Consider the following 25,845-nt stretch of genomic DNA (forward strand, 5'->3'; position numbering starts at 1 on the left):
CCTCGGCGCAGTGGTACAGCTGCATGGTGCCGCGCAAGCAGCTCAAGGCGCTGAGGAGATCTCGGTCAAGCGGCCGCCGGACCTGTTCGGCATCCTGCTCAACATGTTCCAGCTCAAGAGCGGGCCGACCGCGCTGTACCGCATGGCGCTGCATGCGACCGGCCGGCTGACCGCGGCGGAGCGGAGCTTCATCCCCGGGATGGAACAGCCCAAGGTGGTCCGGGTCGCGCGGACCTATGTCGCGCTGTTCGCGGCAGTGATCGCCACCTGCATCGCGACGCACAGCATCATCCCGGCGATGCTGGTCGGCCTGCCGAGCTTCTACGGGGCGTGGCTGATGGTGGTGTTCGGCACCACGCAGCACGCGGCCCTCGCCGAGGACACGCTCGACCACCGGCTGAACAGCCGCACCGTGATGATGAACCCTGTGTTCCGGTTCCTGTACTGGAACATGAACTACCACGTCGAACACCACATGTTCCCGATGGTGCCGTACCACGCGCTGCCGGCGCTGCACGAGGCGATCAAGGCGGATTGCCCGGCGCCGTATCCGAGCCTGCTCGCGGCCTATCGCGAGATCATCCCGGGCCTGCTGCGCCAGGTGCGCGATCCGCAATGGCATGTCGTGCGCACGCTGCCCGCCGGCGCGCTGCCCGAAGCGGTTGCCGCGTGATGGACGCCACGGTCAGCACCTGGATCATCGCCTGCACGCGCGATGACATCGACGAGGAGGACGTGTTCCGCTTCGATCACGAGGGCCGCACGTTCGCGATCTACCGCTCGCCCGACGGCGACTTCTTCGCCACCGACGGGCTGTGCACGCATGAGCGGGTGCATCTCGCCGACGGCCTGGTGCTGGGCCACATCATCGAGTGTCCCAAGCATAATGGCCGCTTCGACTACCGCACCGGCGAGGCCAAGGGCGCGCCGGTCTGCGTCAACCTCGCCACCTACCCGGTCAAGGTCGAAGGCGACAGCGTGCTGATCGCTCTCGCCTGATGCTGATCGCGGGCGCCGGCGAGGCGGGTGCCCGGGCCGCCATCGCCCTGCGCGAGGCCGGCTGGAACGGCCGCATCACCCTGGTCGGCGACGAGGCGCACCCGCCCTATGAGCGGCCGCCGCTGTCCAAGGCGGTCATGCAGGACGCGGCGGACCCCGGGCCCACCACCATCCTGGGCCCGCAGCGGCTGCGCGAGCTCGACATCACGCTGCTTGCCGGCCGCAGCGCCCGGCGGATCGATCGCACGGCGCATCGGGTCCAGTTGTCGGACGGGGTGGTGCTCGACTACGCGCGCTGCTGCGCGGCTGCTGCCGCGCTCTGGTTCCATCTGGACGGGCAGGGCCGGCTGCTATCGGCAACCGGGGTCGGTCCGATCGGCAAGGTCGCCCGCGAAATCCGGCTGGCCGAGCGGCTGATCGCGGCGCGTGCACATCCCGACCCGGACGCGCTGTCATCCAGCGAGCACAGGCTCAAGGCGATGCTGCGCGCCGCCTGACGGGCGAGACGCCGCTGCTGCGTGATCTCGCCGGTCAGCGATGCACCGGGGCGTCCTGGTCAGGGCGTGGCGGGTGCTGCCGCCTGCATCACCGCGTGCTCCTGCTGGTGCAGGGCAGAGAGCTGGGCATGCGTGCTGGCCGCGGCCGCGAGCTGCGAGCTGGTCAGCAGGTTGCGCACCGCGATCTCGGTCGAGATGCGCGACGCATCGAGTTGCTGGCGCAGCGTCTCCTGCTGCTGCACCAGCGGCGTGATCTGCGCCTCGGTGACGCTGCCGGAGGAGAGCAGCAGGGTGTCGATCTGCTGCTGCAGGCTCTGGATCTGCGTGCGGGCGCTCGCGGTCTGCTGGTGGGCCGCCTGCATGATCGAATGCACCTGCGTCTGCTGCGAAGCGGTGAACTGCGCGCCGGCGAACGCACCGCGCGCGCCGGCGGCATGGCCGCCCCAGCCCTGCGCCAGGGCCGTGCCGGCCATGGCCGCGACGACCGCACCGGCTGTCAGCAAATTCCTCATCAGCATGACGTCTCTTCCCCGCTGTTTGAGCCTCGAACTCTGCCGGAGAATGACAGCAACCTGTAACGGCAGTCGGGCGGGCACGCGACCAAGTGTAACGATCAGTGTATCTCGAGCGTGACGCTGCGGCCCGTCCGCAGGCTCTCGTTCGCGGCGTCCGCCAGCAGCAAGGCCGCCATGCCGTCGCCAAAGCTCGGGGTCGGCGTGGCCTTGTCCTGCACGCAGCCGACGAAGTGCGCGATCTCGGCGGCATAGGCGTCGGCATAGCGCTGGATGAAGAAATGCAGCACCGGATCGGCCGCCTGGGTACTCTTCGCATTGAACATCTCGACGCTGGTCTCGCGCCGGTTGCCGGCCACCAGCATGCCGGTCTCGCCGAACACCTCCAGGCGCTGGTCGTAGCCGTAGCTGCAGCGCCGGCTGTTGTTGATATGCACCAGCGCGCCCGACGCAGCCCGCATCGTGACCATCGCGGCGTCGATGTCGCCGGCCTCGCCGATCGCCGGATCGACCAGCGAGGCGCCGAACGCCGACACCTCGACGATGTCGCCGACCAGGGAGCGCGCCATGTCGAAATCATGGATCGTCATGTCGCGGAACAGGCCGCCCGAGCCCTTGATATAGGCGATCGGCGGCGGCCCGGGATCGCGCGAGGTGATCACCACCTGTTCGATGCGGCCGATCTCGCCCGCGTGCGCGCGCCGGCGAAGGGCAGCGAAGGAAGGGTCGAAGCGGCGGTTGAAGCCGATCATCACGGTCGGGTTCAGGCTGCCGATTTCGTTCCAGCAGCGCGTCACCCGGGCCATGTCGAGGTCGATCGGCTTTTCGCACAGTGCCGCCTTGCCGGCGCGGGCGGCGGCGATGATCAGCTCGACATGGCTGTCGGTGGAGGTCGCGATCAGCACGGCGTCGATGCCGGCGTCGGCCATGACCTCCTCGACCGAGGCGGCCTGCCTGACCCCGAGGCGGCCTGCAACCTCGGCAGCAGCGTCCAATGTCACGTCGAAGACCGAGACCAGCGTGGCATCGGGATGGCGCGCCACGTTGGCGGCGTGCATGCGACCGATGCGGCCACATCCGAGGACGGCGAAGCGGACCATGAACGGGGTTTCCCTGGGCGCGGGGTTTCCTGGTGCTGGCGTTCCTCCGGTCGCTCTACCTGCACCGCCACCGGAAACGCGGCGGAATGGATCTAACCGGATCTTTGCTTTATGGAAATTCTATTCCACCGCGTCGGAGGGTTGTCAACGATGTCCCAGGGAATCGCCGGCGAGGACGCGAAAATCGTGCCGGAGGCGGCCGCCCCGGATCAGGCCGACAGCCTGATCCCGCGCGACTTCAAGAGCCTGCGCGCGCTGATCGTGGCCCGGCGCGAGCTGTTGCCGAAGCGGCTGATCCAGGTTGCCGACTTCGCGGTCGAGCATCCGCAGGAGATCGCCTTCGGCCGTGTCGCCGACCTGGCCGCGCAGGCCGGCGTGCAGCCTTCGACGCTGGTCCGCTTCGCGCAGACACTGGGCTATGCCGGGTTCTCCGATCTGCAGGCGGTGTTCCGGGCGCATGCCCGCCAGCGCTGGCCCGACTATCGCGAGCGGCTGCAGGCGCTCGCGGGCGATCCGGCAGGGCAGGACGCTTCGGCCGCCGATCCCAGCACCTTGCTGCATGGCTTCTTGCATGCGGCGCGGGTGTCGATCGATCATCTGGAGCAGACCATCGATCAGGCGGCGCTGGCCCAGGCGGTCGATGTGCTGGCCGGCGCGCGCACGATCTGCCTGCTCGGCGTGCGCCGGGTCTATCCGGTGGTGGTGTACCTCAACTACGCCTTGCGGACCCTCGGCGCGCGCTGCGAACTCGCCGATCATGCCGGCGGCATGGCGCGGCGCCAGGTCGAGCTGCTCGGCACCGACGATGCCGTGCTGGCGGTGAGCTTCACGCCCTACGCCAGCGAGACCCTGGGCCTGGTGCAGGCCGCGACGTCGGCTGGCGTCCCGGTCGTGGCGATCACCGATTCCCCGTTCTCGCCTCTCGCACAGCTGGCCCGGGTCTGGGTGGAAGTGGCCGAGACCGACCTCGGCGGCTTCCGGTCGCTGTCCGCGACCCTGGCGCTGGCGACCGCGCTGTCGGTGGCCCTGATGGAGCAACGCGCGGCCTTGCAAAGACCATGACCCTGGAGCAGCTCCGGGTGTTCGTGGCCGTCGCCGAGCGGCAGCATGTGACGCGGGCTGCCGAGGCGCTCAACCTTGCCCAGTCCGCCGTCAGCGCCGCCATCGCCGGGCTGGAGGTGCGCCACGCGACCCGGCTGTTCCACCGCGTCGGGCGCGGGATCGCGCTGACCGAGGCGGGATCGCTGTTCCTGGTCGAGGCGAAGGCGGTGCTGACGCGGGCGGAGGCGGCCGAACGCGTGCTGGCCGAACTCGGCGACCTCAGCCGCGGCACCCTGCGAGTGCAGGCCAGCCAGACCATCGCCGGCTACTGGCTGCCGCGCCACCTGGTTGCCTACCGGCGGGCGCATCCCGGGATCGAGATCCAGCTGGCCGTCGGCAACACGCTGCAGGTGGCGGCCAGCGTGCACCGGGGCGACGCCGATATCGGCTTCATCGAAGGCCGCATCGACGATCCGCTGCTGAGCAGCCGGCCGGTCGCCCGCGACCGGCTCGTGATCGTTGTCGGTGCAGGGCACCCCTGGGCAGCCGCATGCGAGGTCCGGCCGGCGGAGCTCACCCGGGCCGAGTGGGTGTTGCGCGAGCCTGGCTCGGGCACACGCACGGTGTTCGAGGCGGCCCTGGCGGGGCTCGGGGTTCCGGCGGACCAGCTCAGGGTGGCGATGGAACTGCCTTCGAACGAGAGCGTGCGCGCCGCGGTCGAGGCCGGCCTGGGCGCCACCGCGCTGTCCGCCTCGGTTGCCGCGTCCAGCCTCGAGGCCGGCCTCCTGCACAAGGTGCCGCTGGATCTGCCGGAACGCGATTTCAGCGTCGTGCAGCATGTCGAGCGTTACCGTGCGCGCGCGACCGAGGCCCTGCTCGCCGTGATTGCCGCCGGGCAAACAATCGAATAGTTAGATCAATTATATCGAAACATACTGTTGGATAGATTGATCACGCCGGCTCAGGGTTTGGCTCGGTTCAACGAGGCCCGTCGCCATGCCCAACCCGACCATCCTGAGCGAGGCCCGCAACAGGCCGCAGCCGCGCCGGCTGGCCTTGGCAACCCGCATCGCGCCCGGGTTGCTGCTTTGCATGGCGGTCGCGCTGGCGGCGGTCCTGCTGCAGCGTGTCGAAGTCGCTCTCCTGGTTCGGCCTTGGCTGGAGGCGCTGGTGCTGGCGATCCTGCTCGGCACCGCACTCCGGACGGCCTGGATGCCCGCAGCCGCCTGGGCTCCCGGCATCGATTTCAGCGCCAGGATCCTGCTCGAAGTCGCAGTCATGCTGCTGGGCGCATCCCTCGATGTCGGGGCGATCCTCGCCGCCGGTCCGGCGCTGCCGCTCGGCATCGGCGCCGTGGTGGCGCTTGCCATCGGCGCCAGCTACGGCCTCGGCCGGCTGTTCGGGTTGCCGCACCGGATGGCGACGCTGATCGCCTGCGGCAACTCGATCTGCGGCAACTCGGCGATTGCCGCGGTGGCTCCGGTGATCGGCGCGGACGGCCGCGATGTCGCGGCCGCGATCGCCTTTACCGCCGTGCTCGGCGTGGCGGTGGTGCTGGCGCTGCCGCTGGCGATGCCGCTGCTGCACCTGAGCGCCACCCAGTATGGCGCGCTTGCGGGCCTGACCGTCTATGCGGTGCCGCAGGTGCTTGCCGCCACCGCGCCGATGGGGACCGCCGCGGTGCAGCTCGGCACGCTGGTCAAGCTGGTCCGCGTGCTGATGCTGGGTCCGGTCGTGCTCGGCCTTGCCGCGCTGGGCGGCAGCGGCGGCAGGCCTCCCCTGCACCGGCTGCTGCCCTGGTTCATCATCGGCTTCGTCGCCCTTGCCGCCGCCCGCGCCGGAGGCATGTTGCCGGCGGCGGTGCTGCCGGACGTCACCGGCATCGCCAACGCGCTGACCGTGGTGTCGATGGCCGCCCTCGGCCTGAGCACCGACCTGCGCGCGGTGGCCGGCGCCGGCGCCCGTGTGGCCGTGGTCGTCACGGCGTCGCTGGTCGTGCTGGCGGTGATCGGCCTCGGCCTGATCCGGCTGCTGGGGCTCGCCTGAAGTCGTTTGGCTGTCTGCCATCGCCCGTATCGAATGGCGCGCTACAGGTTCTCCGGCGTGTACAGCTCGAACGGCAGCATGACCTGCACCGGCGTGTCCGGCGGCGGCCGGCCGATCGACCGGATCATCGCCTCGACCAGGCCGCCGGCGATGCGCTCGAGCGGGTGCGCGATGGCCATGTCCACGATGCCGTCGATCAGGGCCGCGCGCGTCACCTCGGTCAGCTCGTTGCAGATGGTGACGATCGGATGGCCGTCGCCGGCTTGCGCGCGGTCGCGCAGCAACCCGATCACGCCCCCGATCCCGCCACCGGCGACGTAGAGCCCGGCAAGGTCCGGCGTGCGTCGCAGCAGGTCGGCGGTGGCCTCGTAGGCAAGGCGAGGCTCCTCGAGGCTGACCAGGGCCTCGGGCACATGGAAGCCGCCACCGCCGTCAGGTCCGACAGCAGGGCGAAGACCGGGATGCCGCGTCCATGCAGGTCGTCGATGGCCCGGGTGACATGGGCGTGGTCGGCCGCGACCAGCGCCAGGGCGTCGGCCTGGCTGCCGATGCGCCGGAGGCAAGCCGCCACGGCGGCGGGCGTGAGGTCATCGAGATACTCGATCACCGGCTGGCCGCGTATGGCGCGGTTGTCCAGCACCGCGTCGCGCAGCGCCGCCCCGAGCGCCTGGTAGAACGGCGCGCTGCGCTGCTGCAGCACGAAGCCGAGGCGCCGGACCGGAGCCTGCGCCTCGAGCCGCTGGCGGATGAGCCCGGCGGCGTAGAAGCCGATGCGGTCGGCGGCGGCCAGCACCCGGGCTTGCGGTCTGGGGATGCACCGGCAAGCGTCCGTTCAGCACCCGGTCGACCGTGGAGATGGAGATTTCGGCCTCGCGGGCGAGATCGGTGATGGTCGGGCGGCGCACGCTCAGGCTCCCTCGCTACGGTAAAATGACGTCCACATGAACTTTTTGTGCGACGCACAATCCCCTTGCAAAACCCGATCGAGACTGCGATGTTGCGTTGCACAAGATTGACCGCAACGGAGTTAAGACGATGACCAACTCACATGCCCATTCGATGGCGTCCTTCGGCACGCCGGTCTCCGGCACCAGTGCCCTGGCGTTCCTGATGCAGCGCTACCGCGCTTTCCGCATCCAGCAGACCGAGCGCGCCCGCATCCGCCGCGAGCTCGACAGCTACTCGGATCGCCAGCTGCTCGACCTCGGCATCAGCCGCGCCGACATCGCGTCGGTGGCCGCCGGCGAGTACGCCCGCTAACACTCGGTCCGAGCGGAGGCCTCTCCCCCGCAACGCTGCTCTGCCGTTGATATCTTGCTGACGCCGGTGCCGGATCCTTTCGCGGGGGATCCGGGCCGGCGTTTGCGATTCAATTCGTCGAGACGACCAGGGACACGGGAACTGACGTTCCATATTGACCAAAATATGGAATAGGACAATCATGGTGGCAAGCAATGGAGGCCGCCATGAGCCCAGGGGACCCAGGGGAGAATTCGGGGCGCTCCCCCGCGGAGACGCTTGACCTCGTCACCATAGGGCGCTCGTCCGTCGATCTGTATGGTCAGCAGATCGGCGCGCGGCTGGAGGACATGGCGAGCTTCAGCAAGGCGGTCGGCGGCTGCCCCGCCAACATCGCCATCGGCACCGCCCGCCTCGGCCTGCGCTCCGGCATCATCACCCGCGTCGGCGACGAGCATCTCGGCCGCTTCATCCGCGAGCAGATGCAGCGCGAAGGCGTCGATGTCGCCGGCGTGCATACCGATCCCGACCGGCTGACCGCGCTCGCCATCCTCGGTGTGCGCGACAGCAGCAGCTTTCCGATCATCTTCTATCGCACCGACTGCGCCGATGCAGCCCTCGACGAGACCGACATTGACCCTGGCCTGCTGGCGCGCACGAAGTCCGTCGTCGTCACCGGCACCCACTTCTCCAAGCCGCACTCCGCCGCCGCCCAGCGCCTGGCCATGCGCCTGGTGCGCGATGCAGGCGGCCGCGTGGTGTTCGATGTCGACTACCGGCCGAACCTGTGGGGGCTGGCCGGACACGGCGCCGGCGAGAGCCGCTACATCCGCTCGGAGACCGTCACCGCGCACCTGAAGGACATCCTGCCGGAGTGCGACCTGATCGTCGGCACCGAGGAGGAGCTGCATATCGCGGGCGGCCACGAGGAGACGCTGGCGGCAATCCGCGCCGTGCGCGCCGCCGCCCCGGCGGCGACCATCGTCTGCAAGCGCGGCCCGATGGGCTGCGTGGTGTTTGCGGGCACCATCCCGGACAGCATCGAGGACGGCATCAAGGGCCCGGGCTTTCCGGTCGAGGTGTACAACACGCTCGGCGCCGGCGACGCCTTCATGTCCGGCTTCCTGCGCGGCTGGCTGCGCCACGAGCCGCTGGAGACCTGCTGCGCCTATGCCAATGCCAGCGGCGCCTTCGCGGTGTCGCGCCTGCTGTGCTCGCCGGAGATCCCGACCTTTCCCGAGCTGCGGCATTTCCTGCAGCACGGGTCCGAGCAGCACGCGCTGCGCCACGACGCGGCGCTCAACCATATCCACTGGGCGACGACCCGGCGTGTGCAGCCGACGCCGATCATGGCACTGGCCTGCGATCATCGCGTGCAGCTGGAGGATATCGCCCGCTCGGTCGACGCACCGTTCTCCCGCATCGCCGACTTCAAGCGGCTCGCCGTGCGCGCCGCCGCCCGGGTGGCGGAGGGCCGGCCCGGCTTTGGGATGTTCCTCGATGGCCGCTACGGCCGCGAGGCGCTGTTCGCCGCCTCGCATGCCGGGCTGTGGGTGGCGCGCCCGATCGAGCAGACCGGCTCGCGGCCGCTCGATTTCGAGAATGGCGGCTCGCTCGGCGCGCAGCTGGCCGAGTGGCCGCTGGACCAGGTGGTGAAGTGCCTGTGCTTCTATCATCCCGACGATGCCGAGCCCTTGCGGCTGCGCCAGGAGCGCGAGCTGCTGCGCGCGCAGGATGCCTGCCGCCGCCAGAACCGCGACCTGCTGGTCGAGATCATCGCCGGCAAGCACGGCCCGCTCACCCACGACACCCTGCCCCGGGTAATGCACCGGCTGTACGATATCGGCATCCGCCCCGACTGGTGGAAGCTCGAGCCGCAGCGCGACGGCGCCACCTGGCAGGCGATCGGCGCGGTGATCGAAGCGCGTGATGCGCTGTGTCGTGGCATCGTGCTGCTCGGGCTGGAGGCGCCGGCCGAGCAATTGATCGAGGCATTCCATGCCTCGGCGGCGACGCCCTGGGTCAAGGGGTTCGCCATCGGGCGCACCATCTTCATGGATCCCGCCCGGCAGTGGCTCGCCAACGAGATCACCGACGATGCGGCGGTCGACGAGATGGCGCGTCGCTTCGCCGCCCTCGTCGCGGCCTGGCAGGCACGCGAACAGCCTGAGCAGAAATAAGGGGAAGCATCCCATGCAGACCATCCGCCTCACCATGGCCCAGGCGCTGGTGCGTGCCATGGTGGCCCAGAAGGTCGAGCTCGACGGCGCGGTGGTGCCGTTCTTCGGCGGCGTCTGGGCGATCTTCGGGCACGGCAACGTCGCCGGCATGGGCGAGGCGCTGCATGGCGCCCGCGACAGCCTGCCGACGCTGCGCGCGCATAACGAGCAGGCGATGGTGCATGCCGCGGTTGCCTACGCCAAGGCGTCGCGGCGGCAGCGGGCGATGGCCTGCACCAGCTCGATCGGCCCGGGTGCGCTGAACATGGTGACCGCGGCGGCGGTCGCCCACGTCAACCGGCTGCCGGTGCTGCTGCTGCCGGGCGACGTGTTCGCGTCGCGCCGGCCGGACCCGGTGCTGCAGCAGATCGAGGATTTCGGCGACGGCACGATGACCGCTAACGACGCGTTCCGGCCGGTCTCGCGCTATTTCGACCGGCTGACCCGGCCCGAGCAGCTGATCGCCGCGTTTGCGCGCGCGATGGCGGTGCTGAGCGATCCGGCCGAGTGCGGCCCGGTGACGCTGTCGCTGTGCCAGGACGTGCAGGCGGAGGCCTATGACTATCCGGCCAGCCTGTTCGAGCAACGCATCCACCGGCAGCGGCGCCCGCGGCCGGACGAGGTCGAGCTGGCGGCGGCGGTGGCGCTGCTGCGCCGCGCGCAGCGTCCGTTCGTGGTCGCCGGCGGCGGTGTGCTGTACTCGCGCGCCGAGACCCAGCTTGCCGATTTCTGCACCCGCCGCGGCATTCCGGTCGGCGAGACCCAGGCCGGCAAGTCGTCGATGCCGGTCGGGTGCTCGATGACTATGGGCAGCATCGGCGTCACCGGCACCGGCGCCGCCAACGCACTGGCCGAGCAAGCCGACCTGGTGCTGGCGGTCGGCACGCGGCTGGCCGACTTCACCACCGGCTCCCGGGCGCTGTTCCAGGATGCCGGCGTGCGGCTGATCGGCCTGAACAGCCAGCCGTTCGATGCCGCCAAGCACCAGGCGCTGCCGCTGGTGGCCGACGCCCGGGCGGGGCTCGCAGCGCTGGAGTCCGGTCTTGGCGACTGGCGCGCTCCCGCCGAATGGACGCGTCGGGCGGAAGCCGCGCGCGGCGCGTGGCTGGACACGGCACAGGCCTATTTGAGCCTGCCGCGTAGTGACGCCCTGCCCTCGGATGCGCAGGTGATCGGCGTGGTGCAGCGTGCGGCACGGCCCAGCGACGTGATGGTGTGCGCCGCCGGCGGCCTGCCGGGCGAGCTGCACAAGCACTGGCAGCCGGGCGCCCCCGGTGGCTACCACATGGAATACGGCTTCTCCTGCATGGGCTACGAGATCGCCGGCGGCCTCGGCGTCAAGCTCGCGGACCCGTCGCGCGAGGTCATCGTCATGGTCGGCGACGGTTCCTACCTGATGCTGAATTCCGAGATCGCGACCTCGGTGATGCTGGACCGCAAGCTGGTGATCGTGGTGCTGGATAATCGTGGCTATGGCTGCATCAACCGCCTGCAGCGGGCGACCGGTGGCGCGTCGTTCAACAACCTGCTGGCGGACACGCTGCACGAGACGCTGCCGGAGATCGACTTCGCGCTGCATGCACGCAGCCTCGGGGCGCTGTCGGAAAAAATCGAGGGCCTCGGCGGCCTTGCCGACGCCTTGCAACGCGCGCGTGCCGCCGAGCGCACCACCGTCCTGGTGATCGACACCGACCCGCTCATCATAACCGATGCCGGTGGCGCCTGGTGGGATGTGGCGGTGCCGGAAGTGTCGGTGCGTCCCGGCGTGCAGGCCGCGCGGGCGGACTACATCGCCAAGCGCGAACGGCAGCGGGCGGGCTAGGGCCAGACCGATGACGATTCGCATTGGCACCAATCCGATCGGCTGGTCGAACGACGACCTGCCCAGCCTCGGCGGCGACACGCCGCTCGCAACCTGTCTCGCCGAGGCGCGGCAGGCCGGCTTCGAGGGCATCGAACAGGGCCACAAGTTCCCGCGCGAGCCGGCAGCACTGCGCGCGGCGCTGGCGCCGTCCGGGCTCGACTTCATCTCCGGTTGGTATTCGGCGGCGCTGCTGCAGCGGGATGCGACAGCGGAACTCGCCGCCATGCGACCGCATCTCGACCTGCTGCGCGCGATGGGCTGCAAGGTGATGGTGTTCGCGGAGACCTCGAACGCGATTCATGGCGACCAAAGCAGGCCGCTGTCGCAGCGCCCGGTGCTGGAGGCGGCCCGCTGGCCGGAATTCGGCCGTCGCATGACCCAGGTCGCCGACGCCGTGCTCGCCGAGGGTGTTCGGCTGGTCTATCACCACCACATGGGCACGGTGGTGCAGAGCGAGGCCGATATCGACGCGCTGATGGCCAGCACCGGGCCGTCCGTGCATCTGCTGCTCGATACCGGGCACGCGGTCTGGGGCGGCTCGGACCCGGCCACGCTCGCGCTGCACTATCGCGAGCGCATCGGCCACGTGCACACCAAGGATATCCGCGCGGACGTGCGCGCGCGTTCTGATGCCGCGGGCTGGAGCTTCCTCGATAGCGTGATCGCCGGGGTCTATACCGTGCCCGGCGATGGCAGCATCGACTTCGTGCGCGTGCTGAGGAACTTGCCGGACTATGCGGGCTGGGTGGTGATCGAAGCCGAGCAGGATCCGGCCAAGGCCAACCCGCTGCAGTACGCAACCCTCGGCTATCGCAATTTGAGCGGCTACCTCGCCGAAGCGGGGCTGCGCTGATGCAGCGCCTGCTGGTGCACCCCTTCGGGCCCGACGCCCAGGGCCTGGTGCATCGGATCACGCCTAAGAGTGCCGGCTGGGGCTATGTCGGCTTCGAGGCGCGTGACCTCGCGCCCGGAGCGATGGCGTCCGGCGAGGATGCCGCCAACGAGCTTTGCCTGGTGCTGGTGTCTGGTCGCGCCCGCATCACCGCCGGGGGCCAGGATCTCGGCGTGCTGGGTGCGCGCCTGAGCCCGTTCGAGGGCGGCCCGTTCTCGGTCTATGTGCCGCCGCGCACGCCGTGGACAGTGGCGGCGGTTGGCCCGGTGGAACTCGCGATCTGCGCCTCGCCGGCCAAGGGCGGCCTGCCGGTTCGGGTCATCACTCCCGAGGAAGCCGGCGAAATCACCCGCGGCAGCGGCACCAACACCCGCCATGTGCGCAACATCCTGCCGGACACCGCCGCCGCCGAGACGCTGCTGGTGGTCGAGGTGGTGACGCCGGGCGGCCACTGGTCGAGCTATCCGCCGCACAAGCACGACACCGACGACTTCCCGCACGAGACCTATCTCGAGGAGACCTACTACCACCGGCTGAAGCGCGGCTCCGGCTTCGCGCTGCAGCGCGTCTATACCAAGGACGGCTCGCTCGACGAGACGATGGCGATCGCCGACCGCGACGTGGTGCTGGTGCCGAAGGGCTACCATCCGGTCGGCGCGCCGCACGGCTTCGACCTGTGGTACCTGAACGTGATGGCCGGTCCGCGCCGCCAGTGGAAGTTCACCATGGACCCAGACCAGGCCCACCTTCCTTATTGACCACCTGCCCCCCATGAACCGATCAGGGAAGTAGCGACCATGCACACCATCCAGCACTCCATCGGCGGCGTCCTCACCGTCGGGCATGGCGAGCGTCGGTCGGACGTGTTCGATCCGACTACCGGCCGCGTCGCGCGCCATGTGGCTCTCGGCACGTCGGAGGATGTCGACGATGCGGTGCGCGCGGCCCGCGCGGCATTCCCGAAATGGGCGGCGACCACGCCGCTGGCGCGTGCTCGGGTGATGTTCCGGTTCCGCGACCTGATCGAGAAGCACGGCAAGGAGCTGGCGGCGATCATCACCAGCGAGCACGGCAAGGTGTTGTCGGATGCGCTCGGCGAGGTGACGCGCGGCATGGAGGTGGTGGAATACGCGACCGCGATCCCGGAGCTGCTGAAGGGCGACTTCACCGAGAATGCCGGCCGCGACATCGATGCCTACTCGATGCGCCAGCCGCTCGGCGTGGTGGCCGGCATCACGCCGTTCAATTTCCCGGTCATGGTGCCGCTCTGGATGCTGCCGATGGCGATCGCCAGCGGCAACTGCTTCATCCTCAAGCCGTCCGAGCGCGATCCGTCGGCGTCCCTCAAGCTCGCCGAGCTGCTGCACCAGGCCGGGCTGCCCGAGGGGGTGTTCCAGGTCGTGCAGGGCGACAAGGTCGTGGTCGATGCGATCCTGCAGCATCCCGGCATCGAGGCGGTCAGCTTCGTCGGCTCGACGCCGATCGCCCGCTACATCCAGCAGACCGGCGTGGCCCACGGCAAGCGCGTGCAGGCACTCGGCGGGGCCAAGAACCACGCCGTGGTGATGCCCGATTGCGACCTCGACAAGACGGTGGATGCGCTGATGGGTGCGGCCTACGGCTCGGCCGGCGAGCGTTGCATGGCGATCTCGGTGGCGGTCGCGGTCGGCAATGTCGGCGACCGGCTCGTGGCGGCGCTGGCACCAAAGGTGCGGGCGTTGAAGATCGGGCCGGGCACCGACAGCGAGAGCGAGATGGGGCCGTTGGTGACCGGCATCCACCTGGACCGGGTGGCCGGCTACATCGATGCCGGCATCGCCGCGGGTGCGAAGCTGGTGGTGGATGGCCGCAACCTGCATCTGCAGGGCTACGAGGGCGGCTTCTTCATCGGCGGCACGCTGTTCGACGACGTGACGCCGGACATGCGCATCTACCGCGAGGAGATCTTCGGGCCGGTGCTGTCCGTGGTGCGCGCGCCGGATTTCGAGCAAGGGTTGAAGCTGGTCAACGAGCACGAATTCGGCAACGGCACTGCGATCTTCACCCGTGACGGCGACAGCGCGCGCGCCTTCGTGCATGGCGTGCAGGCCGGCATGGTGGGCGTGAACGTGCCGATCCCGGTGCCGATGGCGTTCCACTCGTTCGGGGGCTGGAAGTCGTCGCTGTTCGGCGACCACCACATGCATGGCCCCGAGGGCGTGCGCTTCTTCACCAAGCTGAAGACGGTGACGTCGCGCTGGCCGACCGGCATCCGCGCGGGCGCGGATTTCGTGATGCCGACGCTGGGCTGAGATATGGTGCGGGCGTGGACGTGGTCCACGCCCGCGTGGCCTCAGAAGCTGAAGTTCAGGCGGCCGTAATAGAAGCCGCCATTGATCGGAACCTGGTCGGAGTTCTGGTCGTAGTACTGCACCCCGAGATAGGCGACGTCGGGGGGCGTGCGCTGCGGGCGGATGTTGAACAGGTTGTTGCCGCCGATTGCCGCGTGCCAGTGCGGGCTGATATTGTAGCCGACCTCGAGATCGGTCAGCCAGCGTGGCTCGTTTTTGAACTGGTAGAATTGCGTCGTCGAGAACTGCAGCGCGGCCGGGGCGGAATCCTCGTATTGCAAGTCGTTGGTGGTCTCGCCCCAGCGCGTCCAGCGCAGGTTGACGTCCCACTTCTCGACCCGCCAGAAGGCGTCGAGGATCAGCTTGCTGCGCGGGAACGCGGTGGTCAGGTAGCCGATGCCTTCGGCATTCAGCAGCGGATTGCCATTGGTATCGAGCCCGACATGATGGATCCGGGTCCGGTTGAGATCCAGGCCCGCGGTCCAGTCGACGGTGCCCCACTCGCCGAAGTGGGTCAGATAGTTGATGTTGAGGTCGGCGCCCTGGGTGCGGGTGCTGGCGCCGTTCGAGAAATAGAACGCGGAGATGTCGTTCGATCCGATTCCGGCCGGAAGCGTGGCGCCGGTCAGGGCGATCGCGTTCTCGGCAGCCGTGCCGCTATAGTCGCCGCCGCCGATGATGCGGTCACGGATGTTGATCTGATAGACGTCGAGCGTGACGCTGAGGTTGCTGACCGGCTGGAGCACGATGCCCGCACTCGCGTTGGTGGAGCGTTCGGGCTTGAGTGGTACCGCGCCGATCGACTTGGCGGCGGCTGAATCCACCGCGAGATCGCCGCTCGCACCGGTCGGCGAGACGTTCAGCGCGCTGAAATGCTCCTCCGCCAGCGTCGGCGCGCGAAAGCCGGTGCTGATCGTGCCGCGGACCGCGAGCTTCCGGGTGAAGTCATAGCGGCTCGACAGCTTGCCGTTCTCGGTGTCGCCGGAATCGGTGTAGTGCTCGAAGCGGCCGGCAAGGTCGACGTCCCATTTCGGCAACGGGTGGACGTCGGCATCGATATAGCCCGCCCACACGTCGCGGTTCCACGCGCCCGCGTTCTGCGGCAGCAGACCTCCGAAGCCCTGGGTTCCACCGAGCTCGTAGGAGGCGGGATGGCCGGCGCCGATGGTGTAGTCCTCGACCCGCTGCTCGGCGCCGAAGGCCAGCGTTACCGGCACATGCAGAACGCTGAGCGGCTTGGAGAAGTCGAGGTTGTTGGTCCATTGCGCGTTGCGCAGGCTCTGCGCCAGCGATTTCGTGGGCGTGCTGCCGGTCTCGGTGTAGAGCAGCGGGTTCGCGGTATTCTTATTGCCGATGTCGAGCTCGTCGGCGCCGTAGGTCGTGCTCAGGTCCCAGCGGAATCCCAGGAAGTCATCGCCCTTGATGCCCAGGGTGGCCGAGTATTCGTTTTCCTCGTCGGTCTCGAGCGGCGAGAAACCGGCGGGAAACACTTCCGGCAGCACGCTCGGCAGGCGGTAGTTCTCGTAGCCCTCGGCGTGCCGGTGACCGTAGGTGATGAGCCCGTAGCCCTGCACACCCTCCACCAGCGTCTTGCCGAAATCCAGGCTCAGCGTCTCGCGGGTTTCTTCCGGCAGCCCGTTGATGTGATTGTCGTCCTGGCCGGTGCGATCATCGGTCGCCGGCGCGGTGAAATGGTCGGTGTGATACATCTGGCCGCCGATATGGACGTAGCCGTCGTCGCCGAACGCGGCACCCTGGTCGGCATCGAGTTGGTACTGCCAGCCATCGCCGTTATAGGCGTCGGCGCCGGTCGTGGCACTGCCGCTGGTGCCGTGGTCGGTCTTCTTCATGATGATGTTGACCACGCCGGCGACCGCATCCGAGCCGTACTGCGCGGCGGCCCCGTCGCGCAGGACCTCGATATGGTCGATGGCCGCCGCCGGAATCATGTTGAGGTCGACCGGTGTCGCACCCTGCTGCGGGCCGGCATCCGCGGTGATGTTGGCGGTGCCGTTGCGGCGCTTGCCGTCGATCAGCACCAGCGTGTCGTCGGGATTGAGGCCGCGCAGCACGATCGCCGCCGTCAGGTCCGCGGTGTCGGCGCCCATCGCGTTGACGTTGATCGACGGGTCGGTCTTGGTCAGCGCGTCGCTCAGGTTGAGCTGCCCGGACCGACGCAGGGTCGCTGATGTGATGACGTCAATCGGGCTGGTGCTGTCACGCGCCTTGCGACCGAGGCTGCGCGTGCCGGTGACGATGACGCTCTCGCCGGCTCCGGCTCCGGCACCCGCTCCGGCGGCGGTGCCGGCCCCGGTCTGCCGCGGCGGATGCGTGCCGGCCTTGTGCGCCTGCGCCGCGCGTGTCGCAGGCGGCGCCGATGCGGAGGTCGCGCGGCCGCCGTTCGGATCGACCTGCGCCGTCTGGGCCAGGGTGGGTACGGCGCCCGCAGCCACTGCAAGCGGACACGCTGTCAGCAGCAGCAGGCACCGGAGGCTGCGTGGCGTCATGCTCGTCATCCATCGATCTCCATGTCAGCGCGGCGGCATCGACGAGAAGGTTTCGGCAGCCAGGTCTCACCCGCCGCCAGGCGATGTCATGCCGGTGGCGATCCATTCTCTCGTCGGGATGAACTCGACCGCTAAAAGAGTTCGAAATCAAGCACAAATTGAGACAAAGCCAGCCTGTTTGACATATAAGCGACAACAAACTCACAAACTGTAGGCATTTAAAGTAAGCAAATGACTAGATAAAATGCATCTGCATCGTTACGGTGCTGACAAATGATGCAATCTCTGGATGCGGAGCCGCCGCAGGTGCCCAGCGTGCGGCTCGCGTCCGGCGCCCGCGCGGCACCTGGGTTGGGCCTGGACTGCCGGTTGTGGCGGGAATGCCGCGGTGACCGGGGGCAATGGCCGCAGCCCTTGGGCTTGCTTTGCAAGGGAACGGAAATTTGTTACCTGAAACGGCTCTGGGGTAGGGACAGCGAGATAATGCCAAAGCACGTTGGAAGACCCGTTCGGGGCGCGTCGCCTCGCACAGCGGGAGGCGCACGTGCGTCCGCGTGCCGTGCCGGCGTCCTGGCCCGGTCCGGTCTTTGGATTGCCTCCGGTCTGTGGCTTGCGAGCGGGCCGGCCCTCGCCGTCACCCCGCTCAATACCTATCTCGGGCCGGGCCTGCCGCTGAACGACTATTTTCCGGACGGCATTCCCGGTCAGGCCGATGAGCCCGGCGTGACGGTGTTGACCCGCGCGCGTCCCGACTACGATCCGCTGGGGATCCGGGAGGGCGCCTTCATGATCAGGCCCACCGAAGACGAGCAGGCCGGCTATAACAGCAACGTGGTCGGCGGCCTGTTCGATGCCAAGGGCAGCAGCGAGCTGGAAAGCTCCGCCGGCGTCACTGTCAACTCGGACTTCAGCCGGAACAATATCGGGATCAGCGCCGGCGTCACCAACGACACCTACTTCGACCTGCCGCGCTTCAACCAGACGAGCTACAACGCCTCCATCGGCGGCGGGCTCAGTCTCGGCCGCGACACGCTCAACGGCTCGATCAGCTACCTGAATGCCTACGAGAACCCGTACGATATCGGCGCCTTCGGCCAGGGCACGCAGACCCAGCTGAACACGCCGCTGAACTTCAGCGATACGGATTTCCGGGTTTCCTACGACACGACGTTCGGCCGCTTCACCATCACGCCCAACGTCGACTACCAGTTGATCCGCTTCGCCTCTGGCGACTTCGAGACCTACAACGACGGCTTTATCACCAGCAACCTCAGTGGCGGAGCCCTCGACCAGCGGCTGCGCGATCGCAACGTCCTGCAGGGCGGCTTCATTGGGCGCTACGAGTTCTCGCCCGGCCGCGACGTGGTCGTGGTGGTCAACGGCAACTACGACCACTACAGCAACAATCCGCCGAGCAACATCGGCGCGGTCGATAATACGGGTGCCACGGCACTGGCCGGTATCGACTACCAGGTGAACGGCCTGATCACCGTGCGCGCCCTCGTCGGCTACCAGGAGCGCTTCTATAACGGCAACCAGTACGCCAGCCAGGGGGCACCGATTGGCGAGGCCGATATCACCTGGAACCCCACCGGCCTGACGACGCTGCGACTGGCCTACTCGCGAACCATCGAGGATGCGACGACGGACTCCGTGACGGGCTACACGTACGACCGCTTCAGCGGCATCGTCGACCACGAGCTGTACCGCAACATCCTGCTGCAGGGCAACGTGCACGTCGAAAAGGCGGACTACCAGGGCTCGAACAGCACGCAGACCAACTATGGCGCCGGCGCCGGCGCCACCTACCTGATGAACCGCAACGTCCAGCTCTCGCTCAGCTACGACTTCACCGAGCAGGACTCGACCGGGCTCGGCGGCGGCTCGTTCGGACGGCACGAGATCTTCCTGCACGTCAAGTTCGGCATCTGATCGCCGGCTTGGATCGGGCCGGGGTCGGAAGGAATGGGGGTGACCGCGGTCACCCCCATTCCTTCGTTTCAGGCAACGCGGGACGGCTGGATCTGGGCTTGCGCGCCGACTTCGCTCGGGATTGCCCGTTCCAGCAGGTAGAGCGGCCGCTTCTTGGTCTCGTTGAACACCCGGCCCAGATACTCGCCGATCACGCCGAGGGTCATCAGCTGGACGCCGCCGAGGAACAGCACGACGGCCATCAGGCTGGGATAGCCGGGCACACCGTTGCCGAACAGCAAGGTGCGCACCACCAGCTGGCCCCCGAAGATCAGCGAGAATATCGCCACCCCTAGCCCGAGATAGGTCGCGATCTTGAGCGGCATCAGGGTGAAGCCGGTGATGCCCTCGACGGCCAGGTTCCACAGCCGCCAGTAGTTCCAGCTGCTGCTGCCGGCATGGCGCGGCGCGCGGTCGTAGAGCACCGCCTGGCTCGGAAACCCGACCCAGGCGAACAGTCCCTTCATGAAGCGGTGGTGCTCGCGCAGCAGCAGCAGCGCGTCGAGGGCGCGCCTGCTCAGCAGCCTGAAATCCCCGGTATTGCGCGGCAGCCGCACGCCACCGACGCGCTGCATGAGGCGGTAGAACTGGTTGGACGTGAACTTCTTCAGCCAGGTCTCGCCTTCGCGCGCGCGGCGCTGGGCGTACACCATGTCGTAGCCGGTCTCCCAGCCTGCCACGAGCTCCGGGATGACCTCCGGCGGGTCCTGCAGGTCGGCGTCGATCACGATGATCGCCTCGCCCAGCGCATGGTCGAGGCCGGCGGTGAGCGCGATCTCTTTGCCGAAGTTGCGCGACAGGTTGACCAGCCCGACCGCAGGGTCGACTGCCCTGAGCGCCTCCAGCCGGATCAGGGTGCGGTCGACGCTGCCGTCATTGACATAGACGACTTCCCAGCTGCGCCCGAGGCCGTTCATCACGTCGCTGATGCGGCGGTGGAACTCGTCGATGCCCAGCTCCTCGTTATAGCAGGGGACGACGACCGAAAAGACCGGGCGACCGGCAGCCTGCGTGTCGTGGAACATCTCGCTCGCTCGTCCTTCAACGGTTCCATCCAGAGTTAGCACGCTCGCGACCGATCGAAGGCGATCGTATCGAATCCGGTCGGCCCCTGTGTCCAGCAGGGCACGCCCCGGAACGCCCTGAGCATCTGCGGCAGGGTGGCCTTGCTGTCGCCGTCCAGGCCGAGCAGGACCAGGATGACCCGCGAGGCAGGTCCCGCACGGCGCCGGAGCGCTGCGGGGTCGGTGTTGAGAGCCACGCTGAGCAGGCGCATCGACGCGGGCGCCTCGCGCACGAAGGCGGCCAGCACGCCGACGCCATCGTTGCCGTACGGCACCAGGACCAGCGCCCCCGGCCTCTCGAGCCCGGCGGCGGCGCGCGCCGTTTGCGCCTGCGGCTGCATCGTCTCGGGGCGGGTCATCATGCCGAGGAGCGAGAGCGCCTGCAGGCAGAGCAGGGCGATCAGCACGCGGTATCCGGCGGGCGGCGGCAGCGAGGCCAGGCTGCCGGCCACCAGCAGGGCCAGGAACGGCATCGCGAAGGCGACGTACCGCAACTCTATCGGGGTGTTGTTGAAGACGAAGCCGAGCAGCAGCAGCCCGACCGGTGTCGCCAGCGCCGCCATCGCCAGCAGCAGCCTCGCGCGGCCGATGCCGATGCGCCGCCAGCGCAGCGCGACCAGCGCCAGCAGGCCGGCCATGCCGAGCACCAGCAGGCCGCCCAGCACGATGCCGCCCGCATGGCCGACATAGAGCGGCAGGCCGCCGAAGATGTTGGCAGCGGTATATTTGCCGAGGCGGCCCAGGCTGGGCAGCAGGTGGAATGGCGGGAACTGCCCGGTGCGGCTGCCGCGCTGGGCAGCGAAGAAATACAGGTCGAGCGGCAGGATGGCGGCAAAGCCGATGCCCGCGGCGAGCCAGACCGGATAGCGCCGCCACTGCGTCAGCAGCAGCCAGCACAGGGCGCCGACGCCTCCGAAGGCGGCAAGGTAGTTGGTGAAGCTCGCGAGCCCGAGCACGACGCCGCCGGCGCAGGCGATTGCGACATCCCTGGGTCGTGCCGCCGGTCGCGCCGCGGGCCCGGCGACCGCGTGCTCCTGCCGGACCGCCAGCAGCGTCAGCACGGTACCCCAGATCACGCAGAGCTGCGCGAGCGCGAAACCACGCGCGATAGAGCCGGTATAGGCAAATCCGTAGCAGCCGATCGTGATCAGGACCGACGCCACCGGCGGAACCCCGCAGAGTCGCGCCAATTTTGCGACGCCGAGCAACGCTGCGACGCTGTACAGCACGGAGAGCAGCCGGGTCTCGAACAGGCCGGTGCCGACGACGCCGCGCCAGGCCGCAACCGTCCAAAAATAGAGCGGCGGATGCACGTCGGTCCTGCGCAGGTCGGTCGCGATGCTGCCCATCGTGCTGTGGCCGGCAAAGAGATGTTGCACGTCGGATGGCGAGAAGACGCCGGCGGGCCAAACCGGCCGAGGAACTCCCGCGGCGAGGAACACGCTGTAGTCCTCGTCATATTCGGTGCCACGCGACCAGGCGGAGGCGACGAGAATTATCGTGGCCAGCAACAAGGCGATGACGATGCCGCCGGCACGCCGATCATGCGTCGACAGCATTCTGTATCCGATCCTCTGCCAAACCTCTTCTTCTGTGTAGCATGCGGTAAAGACGTGTTAAACGCCCACATGCATCGCTCGAGGCGCGAGCTTGACCGAGGCAGGACGTGACGGAGGTGAAACGGTGAACAACGTCTCGACGTTGTATGAAGCGCTGGGGCAGGAAGCGCCGGGTGCGGTGTCAGGTGCCATGCCGGTGGCTGTCGCGCCTGAGGTCCCGACGCGGCGTCTGCTCGGACTGGATTTCGCCGATCTCGCGGTGACGCAGGCCGCAAGCTGGATAGCACGGCGTCCGCAGGGCGCGTCCTTCGGCTATGTGGTCACGCCGAATGCGGATCACCTGGTCAGGCTGTCGCGTGTCCCGGCGCTGCTGCCGCTGTATCGCGCCGCCTCGATGTGCCTGCTGGACAGCCGCGTCGTGGCGCGCGTGTCGCGCATCCTGGGTCTGCCTGCCCCCTGCGTCACCCCTGGCAGCGACCTCACCGAGCATCTGCTCAGGGAGCACCTCGTTGCCGGAGAACGGGTCACGATCATCGGCCTGCGCCGGCAGCATCTGGCGGCGCTGGTGGCACGCACCGGCATGGCCGCGCCGGCGCATTACGATCCGCCGATAGGCTTCGACCAGGACCCGGTCGAACTCGAGCGCGCCGTGCGGTTCGTGATTGACAATCCGGCGCGCTACGTCTTCCTGGCCGTCGGATCGCCGCGCCAGGAGCGGCTCGCCGACGCCATCGCGGCCAGCGGGAGGGCCACCGGCACCGGCCTGTGCATCGGCGCCAGCCTCGACTTCGTCGCCGGCGCGATGCCGCGCGCGCCCGGGTTCATGCAGCGCATGGGGATCGAGTGGCTGCATCGCATGCTGTCCGATCCGCGCCGCCTGGCTCGGCGCTACCTGCTGGATAATCCCCCGATCTTCTGGCTACTCTGGCGCGAGCGTCGACGGGGCCGCAGCATCTAGCCAGCGGAAGCCGGACAGTGTGTTTGTAAACACCCTCTCAGAGCTCGCCTGGGGACACCGGCCAGCCAGGGCTGGCGGCGGGACTTGCCCGACTGCCGCAACACCAGGTGGCCGAACACGACCAGGCGGCTCCCAGCCGTAACGAAATGCGAGGAATCGCGTTCGGGAGGTCGCGCTGAGGCCGAAACCGGCGATGCCGCGCTCATCTATCCGATCCGGATCCGGCCAAGAGCGTCTCGACTACCCAGTGCGGCTCTGGTCTGCGGCAGTGCAGCAACACCGTCGTGACTATGCAACGATGTGCAACCCTTCAAAGATAAAGACGGTGCACAACGCAAGGCAATGTATTATCGTCCGCCCCGTTGCGATACCGCCTTCCCAGGCCAGGAGCAGGTCGATAGAAGCTCCACTTGCTTTAGAGGCTGAACTAACTTTATGTCAAATGTTCCGGGCCAAGGCGCCGGGACGCTTGTCATTCTAAGCGCGCGTCCGAAAGGGGCCAAGACATGCTGAACGTGGCGCCGGGCTCTCAGTCCGGATCGGGTGCCGAACGATTTTACCGGGGCGGGCAACCGGGGGCCAACCCCCGCGAGGCGGCCGGCCAGCTGCTTTCGAATGCGGCCTGGAGCTTGTGGCGGCATCGCTGGGTGATGCTGCTATGCGTGCTGCTGGTGCCGGCGGTTGCCTGGGCCGGACTCAAGCAGCTCACGCCGCTGTTCACCGCGACCGCCTCGGTCATCTATGAGCCGGCGACCTACCAGCAGCAGGAGCTGCAGAGCATCCTGCGCGCCGACACCACGAGCGACGAGGTGATCGCCAGCCAGGTGGAGGTGATCCAGGGTCTGCACTCGGCGCAGCGCATTGCCGAGAAGTTCGACCTGATGGAGAACCCCGAGTTCAATCCGACGCTGCGCCCGAAATCCACCGCGAGCGCGATCATCGAAGGCGTCAGCGGCGGCGTGAAGGGCGGCATCGCATTCCTGATCCGCCCGGTGTTCCCGGCAGCGGCCGACAGCCTGATCGAGGACAGCCGTCCGCCGGCCACCGAGGATGAGACCCGTCGCCTCGTCGTCACCATGGTCCAGCTGTCCATCACCGCCGAGGCGGTGCGCCAGTCGCACGTGATCGATGTCTCGTTCACATCGCGCAGCCGCATGCTGGCGTCGCAGGTCGCGAACGACCTTGCCAACATGTATATCTCCGACCAGCTGCAGATGAAGTTCGATGCGGTCAGCAACGCCAACAAGTGGCTCGAGGGCCAGGTGCACGAGCTGCAGCAGCAGGTGCAGGCGGACGAGAACAAGATCGCCAACTACCGCTCCAGCCAGGGCCTGACCCAGGGCGTGCAGGCAGGCCTCGCGACCGAGGAGGTCAGCCGCCTCAGCGACAGCCTGGTTTCCGCCCGTAACGAACTGGCGCAGGCCGAAGGCACGGTCAGCGCGGCGCATGGCCGTCTCGGCACGTCGGCGCAGGCGGCGGTGTCGCCCAGCGTGATTGCGCTGCGTGCCCAGCGCGACGCGCTCAGCGCGCAGCTGCAGTCGCTGCTCGCCCATCTCGGTCCGAACCATCCGACGGTACTGGCCATGCGCCAGCAGCTCGGCGTGCTGTCGAGCGAGGTGAATGCCGAGACCGGCCAGGTGATGGCCGCCTCCGATGCGGCGGTCCGCTCGGCGCGCGCGAAGGTTGCCGGCCTGGAGCAGGAGCTGCGCGACGCCCGCGGGCAGGTGGCGACGGCGGGCCAGGCGGAGATCCCGCTCGAGGCGATGCAGCGCGAAGCCGATGCCTCGCGCAACCTGCTCTCGACGGTACTCGGCTCGATGCAGCGTCTTGCGCAGCAGGCCGCCATCGAGCAATCGGATGCACGGATCGTGTCGCTGGCGCTGCCGCCTGGCGAGCCCTCCTACCCGAAGACCAAGATCCTGCTTCCGGCCGCGATGCTGCTCGGCTTCTGCATCGGCTTCCTGCTGGTCTATCTGCTCGAACTGACGCAGAGCAAGTTCCGCAGCGGGCATGACATACGCAGCGTGCTCGGCCTGAACTGCCTGGCGCAGATCCCGCAGATCGACCGCGACAAGGAAGGCGTGTCCGGCATGGAGGAGTATCTCGTCCAGAAGCCGTTCTCGCTCGGCGCCGAGCAGGTACGCTCCCTGCGTGCTGCCCTCTGGCTCGGCACCAGCCGGCCGAAGGTGGTGGCGATCGCTGCCGCGCGCCCCGGCGAAGGCAAGACGACGACCTCGATCTGCCTCGCCCGCTCCGCCAGCCTGGCCGGCGAGCGTATCGTGGTGGTCGAATGCGACACCCGCAAGCCGAGCTTCGCCAAGCTCATGGGCGTCAAGGAGAAGACCGGGCTGCTCGAGTTCCTCAGCGGCACCGCGACCCTCGAGGACGTCATCCATACCGACAAGCTCACCAACTTCGACTACATCGCGGCCGGTGTCGCCGGGCGCAGCAATTCACACTCGTTGTTCATGTCCGAGAACATGGTGATGCTGCTCGAGCGTCTGCGTCGTGACTACGACCTGGTAGTGCTGGATCTGCCGCCGGTGATCGCCATGACGGACGCGCGCATCGTGGCCAGCCTCGCGGAATCCACCCTGCTCTGCGTGCGCTGGCAGACGACGCCGCGGGCGGTTGCAAAACATTGCTACGAGATGCTGCAGGATGCCGGCGCCAATGTCGTGGGCGCCGCGCTGACCCGTGTCAACATGCGCGCACATGCCCGCTCGGGCCACACGGATGCGGAGGCCTATCATTCCCGCTATGCCCCATACTACCAGCACTGAGCTGTAGCAGGACTGAAGCGCATCGCGTCTCGATCGGCAGGGTGAGCGTCGATTTCGGGCGGAGGCCGGGGAAACCCGGTCTCCGCCCGAGCTTCTGGAACTGCTGCTCTCCTGCCGATCAGCGATGGCCGGCGATCAGCGACGGCCGGGCTGGTCCGCGTCGTCCTGGTCCGTCTTCGGTATCACCGGCTTCGGCGTGTCGAAATAGCCGTGCTTCACCGTCGTTTTCTTCTGGTCGAAGTAGCCGCGGAAGATCGGCTTCGG

General features: G+C 68.3%; 22 protein-coding genes. 15 read left to right on the top strand and 7 right to left on the bottom strand.

Features of this window, described 5'->3' with window-relative positions:
• Positions 1-10 precede the first annotated feature (10 nt).
• The 3 genes from ACQY4O_RS17215 to ACQY4O_RS17225 are packed head-to-tail and all read left to right on the top strand — an operon-like array spanning position 11 to position 1,496.
• Positions 11-673 (top strand): fatty acid desaturase, encoded by a 663-nt coding sequence (locus ACQY4O_RS17215; protein ID WP_428377556.1) that lies wholly within the window; start codon positions 11-13, stop codon positions 671-673.
• Positions 673-999 carry a MocE family 2Fe-2S type ferredoxin gene (locus ACQY4O_RS17220; protein ID WP_428377557.1) on the top strand — a complete coding sequence of 109 codons (327 nt, stop codon included), beginning with the start codon at positions 673-675 and terminating at the stop codon, positions 997-999. Before ACQY4O_RS17215 ends, ACQY4O_RS17220 begins: the two co-directional genes overlap by 1 nt.
• A complete protein-coding gene (locus tag ACQY4O_RS17225; protein ID WP_428377559.1) occupies positions 999-1,496 on the top strand; it encodes an FAD-dependent oxidoreductase in 498 nt (165 codons plus the stop codon). The genes ACQY4O_RS17220 and ACQY4O_RS17225 overlap by 1 nt, the downstream gene beginning before the upstream one ends.
• 59 nt (positions 1,497-1,555) lie before the next feature.
• Here the strand turns inward: ACQY4O_RS17225 and ACQY4O_RS17230 are convergent, their stop codons facing one another.
• Both ACQY4O_RS17230 and iolG read right to left on the bottom strand, forming a co-directional pair.
• Positions 1,556-2,014: a periplasmic heavy metal sensor gene (locus ACQY4O_RS17230; protein ID WP_428377560.1), complete on the bottom strand. Its 459-nt coding sequence runs from the start codon at positions 2,012-2,014 to the stop codon at positions 1,556-1,558.
• Positions 2,015-2,109: 95 nt separating this feature from the next.
• Positions 2,110-3,108, bottom strand: coding sequence for an inositol 2-dehydrogenase (gene iolG / locus ACQY4O_RS17235; protein WP_428377562.1), 999 nt, complete (start codon positions 3,106-3,108; stop codon positions 2,110-2,112).
• A 150-nt stretch (positions 3,109-3,258) separates the two neighbouring features.
• Between iolG and ACQY4O_RS17240 the strand changes: the two genes are divergently transcribed.
• From ACQY4O_RS17240 to ACQY4O_RS17250, 3 genes are all read left to right on the top strand, one after another.
• Positions 3,259-4,170 carry a MurR/RpiR family transcriptional regulator gene (locus ACQY4O_RS17240; RefSeq protein ID WP_428377564.1) on the top strand — a complete coding sequence of 304 codons (912 nt, stop codon included), beginning with the start codon at positions 3,259-3,261 and terminating at the stop codon, positions 4,168-4,170.
• Positions 4,167-5,060, top strand: coding sequence for a LysR substrate-binding domain-containing protein (locus ACQY4O_RS17245; RefSeq protein WP_428377566.1), 894 nt, complete (start codon positions 4,167-4,169; stop codon positions 5,058-5,060). The genes ACQY4O_RS17240 and ACQY4O_RS17245 overlap by 4 nt, the downstream gene beginning before the upstream one ends.
• An 85-nt stretch (positions 5,061-5,145) precedes the next feature.
• A complete protein-coding gene (locus ACQY4O_RS17250; protein ID WP_428377568.1) occupies positions 5,146-6,195 on the top strand; it encodes a YeiH family protein in 1,050 nt (349 codons plus the stop codon).
• 41 nt (positions 6,196-6,236) lie between these two features.
• Here the strand turns inward: ACQY4O_RS17250 and ACQY4O_RS17255 are convergent, their stop codons facing one another.
• Positions 6,237-6,488 (bottom strand): hypothetical protein, encoded by a 252-nt coding sequence (locus ACQY4O_RS17255; RefSeq protein ID WP_428377569.1) that lies wholly within the window; start codon positions 6,486-6,488, stop codon positions 6,237-6,239.
• Positions 6,485-6,988 carry a hypothetical protein gene (locus ACQY4O_RS17260; RefSeq protein WP_428377571.1) on the bottom strand — a complete coding sequence of 168 codons (504 nt, stop codon included), beginning with the start codon at positions 6,986-6,988 and terminating at the stop codon, positions 6,485-6,487. The genes ACQY4O_RS17255 and ACQY4O_RS17260 overlap by 4 nt, the downstream gene beginning before the upstream one ends.
• Before the next feature lie 242 nt (positions 6,989-7,230).
• On the opposite strand from ACQY4O_RS17260, the gene ACQY4O_RS17265 reads away from it, so the two are divergent.
• The 6 genes from ACQY4O_RS17265 (at position 7,231) to ACQY4O_RS17290 (ending at position 14,700) form a co-directional block, all read left to right on the top strand.
• A complete protein-coding gene (locus ACQY4O_RS17265) occupies positions 7,231-7,455 on the top strand; it encodes a DUF1127 domain-containing protein (RefSeq protein ID WP_428377573.1) in 225 nt (74 codons plus the stop codon).
• A 206-nt stretch (positions 7,456-7,661) separates the two neighbouring features.
• Positions 7,662-9,614 (top strand): bifunctional 5-dehydro-2-deoxygluconokinase/5-dehydro-2-deoxyphosphogluconate aldolase, encoded by a 1,953-nt coding sequence (locus ACQY4O_RS17270; protein ID WP_428377574.1) that lies wholly within the window; start codon positions 7,662-7,664, stop codon positions 9,612-9,614.
• 13 nt (positions 9,615-9,627) lie between these two features.
• Positions 9,628-11,475 carry a 3D-(3,5/4)-trihydroxycyclohexane-1,2-dione acylhydrolase (decyclizing) gene (gene iolD / locus ACQY4O_RS17275; RefSeq protein WP_428377576.1) on the top strand — a complete coding sequence of 616 codons (1,848 nt, stop codon included), beginning with the start codon at positions 9,628-9,630 and terminating at the stop codon, positions 11,473-11,475.
• A gap of 10 nt (positions 11,476-11,485) precedes the next feature.
• Positions 11,486-12,370 carry a myo-inosose-2 dehydratase gene (gene iolE, locus ACQY4O_RS17280; RefSeq protein ID WP_428377577.1) on the top strand — a complete coding sequence of 295 codons (885 nt, stop codon included), beginning with the start codon at positions 11,486-11,488 and terminating at the stop codon, positions 12,368-12,370.
• Positions 12,370-13,167: a 5-deoxy-glucuronate isomerase gene (iolB, locus tag ACQY4O_RS17285; RefSeq protein WP_428377578.1), complete on the top strand. Its 798-nt coding sequence runs from the start codon at positions 12,370-12,372 to the stop codon at positions 13,165-13,167. The genes iolE and iolB overlap by 1 nt, the downstream gene beginning before the upstream one ends.
• Before the next feature lie 39 nt (positions 13,168-13,206).
• Positions 13,207-14,700 carry a CoA-acylating methylmalonate-semialdehyde dehydrogenase gene (locus tag ACQY4O_RS17290; protein ID WP_428377579.1) on the top strand — a complete coding sequence of 498 codons (1,494 nt, stop codon included), beginning with the start codon at positions 13,207-13,209 and terminating at the stop codon, positions 14,698-14,700.
• Between the two features lie 41 nt (positions 14,701-14,741).
• Here the strand turns inward: ACQY4O_RS17290 and ACQY4O_RS17295 are convergent, their stop codons facing one another.
• Positions 14,742-17,246, bottom strand: coding sequence for a TonB-dependent receptor plug domain-containing protein (locus ACQY4O_RS17295; protein WP_428377581.1), 2,505 nt, complete (start codon positions 17,244-17,246; stop codon positions 14,742-14,744).
• Between the two features lie 723 nt (positions 17,247-17,969).
• On the opposite strand from ACQY4O_RS17295, the gene ACQY4O_RS17300 reads away from it, so the two are divergent.
• A complete protein-coding gene (locus ACQY4O_RS17300) occupies positions 17,970-19,178 on the top strand; it encodes an outer membrane beta-barrel protein (protein WP_428377582.1) in 1,209 nt (402 codons plus the stop codon).
• Between the two features lie 68 nt (positions 19,179-19,246).
• Here the strand turns inward: ACQY4O_RS17300 and ACQY4O_RS17305 are convergent, their stop codons facing one another.
• Entirely contained in the window at positions 19,247-20,242 is a 996-nt protein-coding gene (locus ACQY4O_RS17305; RefSeq protein ID WP_428377584.1) for a glycosyltransferase family 2 protein, read from the bottom strand.
• Positions 20,243-20,277: 35 nt separating this feature from the next.
• A complete protein-coding gene (locus ACQY4O_RS17310) occupies positions 20,278-21,840 on the bottom strand; it encodes a hypothetical protein (protein WP_428377586.1) in 1,563 nt (520 codons plus the stop codon).
• Between the two features lie 124 nt (positions 21,841-21,964).
• Here ACQY4O_RS17310 and ACQY4O_RS17315 point away from each other — a divergent pair, with 124 nt between their 5' ends.
• Together ACQY4O_RS17315 and ACQY4O_RS17320 are read left to right on the top strand one after the other, a co-directional pair.
• Complete coding sequence (locus tag ACQY4O_RS17315; RefSeq protein WP_428377587.1) at positions 21,965-22,798, top strand: WecB/TagA/CpsF family glycosyltransferase; 834 nt, start codon at positions 21,965-21,967, stop codon at positions 22,796-22,798.
• A gap of 515 nt (positions 22,799-23,313) precedes the next feature.
• Positions 23,314-25,581 (top strand): GumC family protein, encoded by a 2,268-nt coding sequence (locus ACQY4O_RS17320; protein WP_428377589.1) that lies wholly within the window; start codon positions 23,314-23,316, stop codon positions 25,579-25,581.
• The last annotated feature ends 264 nt before the right edge of the window (positions 25,582-25,845 follow it).

It is taken from the genome of Lichenicoccus sp. (assembly GCF_965277665.1).
Classification (GTDB): domain Bacteria; phylum Pseudomonadota; class Alphaproteobacteria; order Acetobacterales; family Acetobacteraceae; genus Lichenicoccus.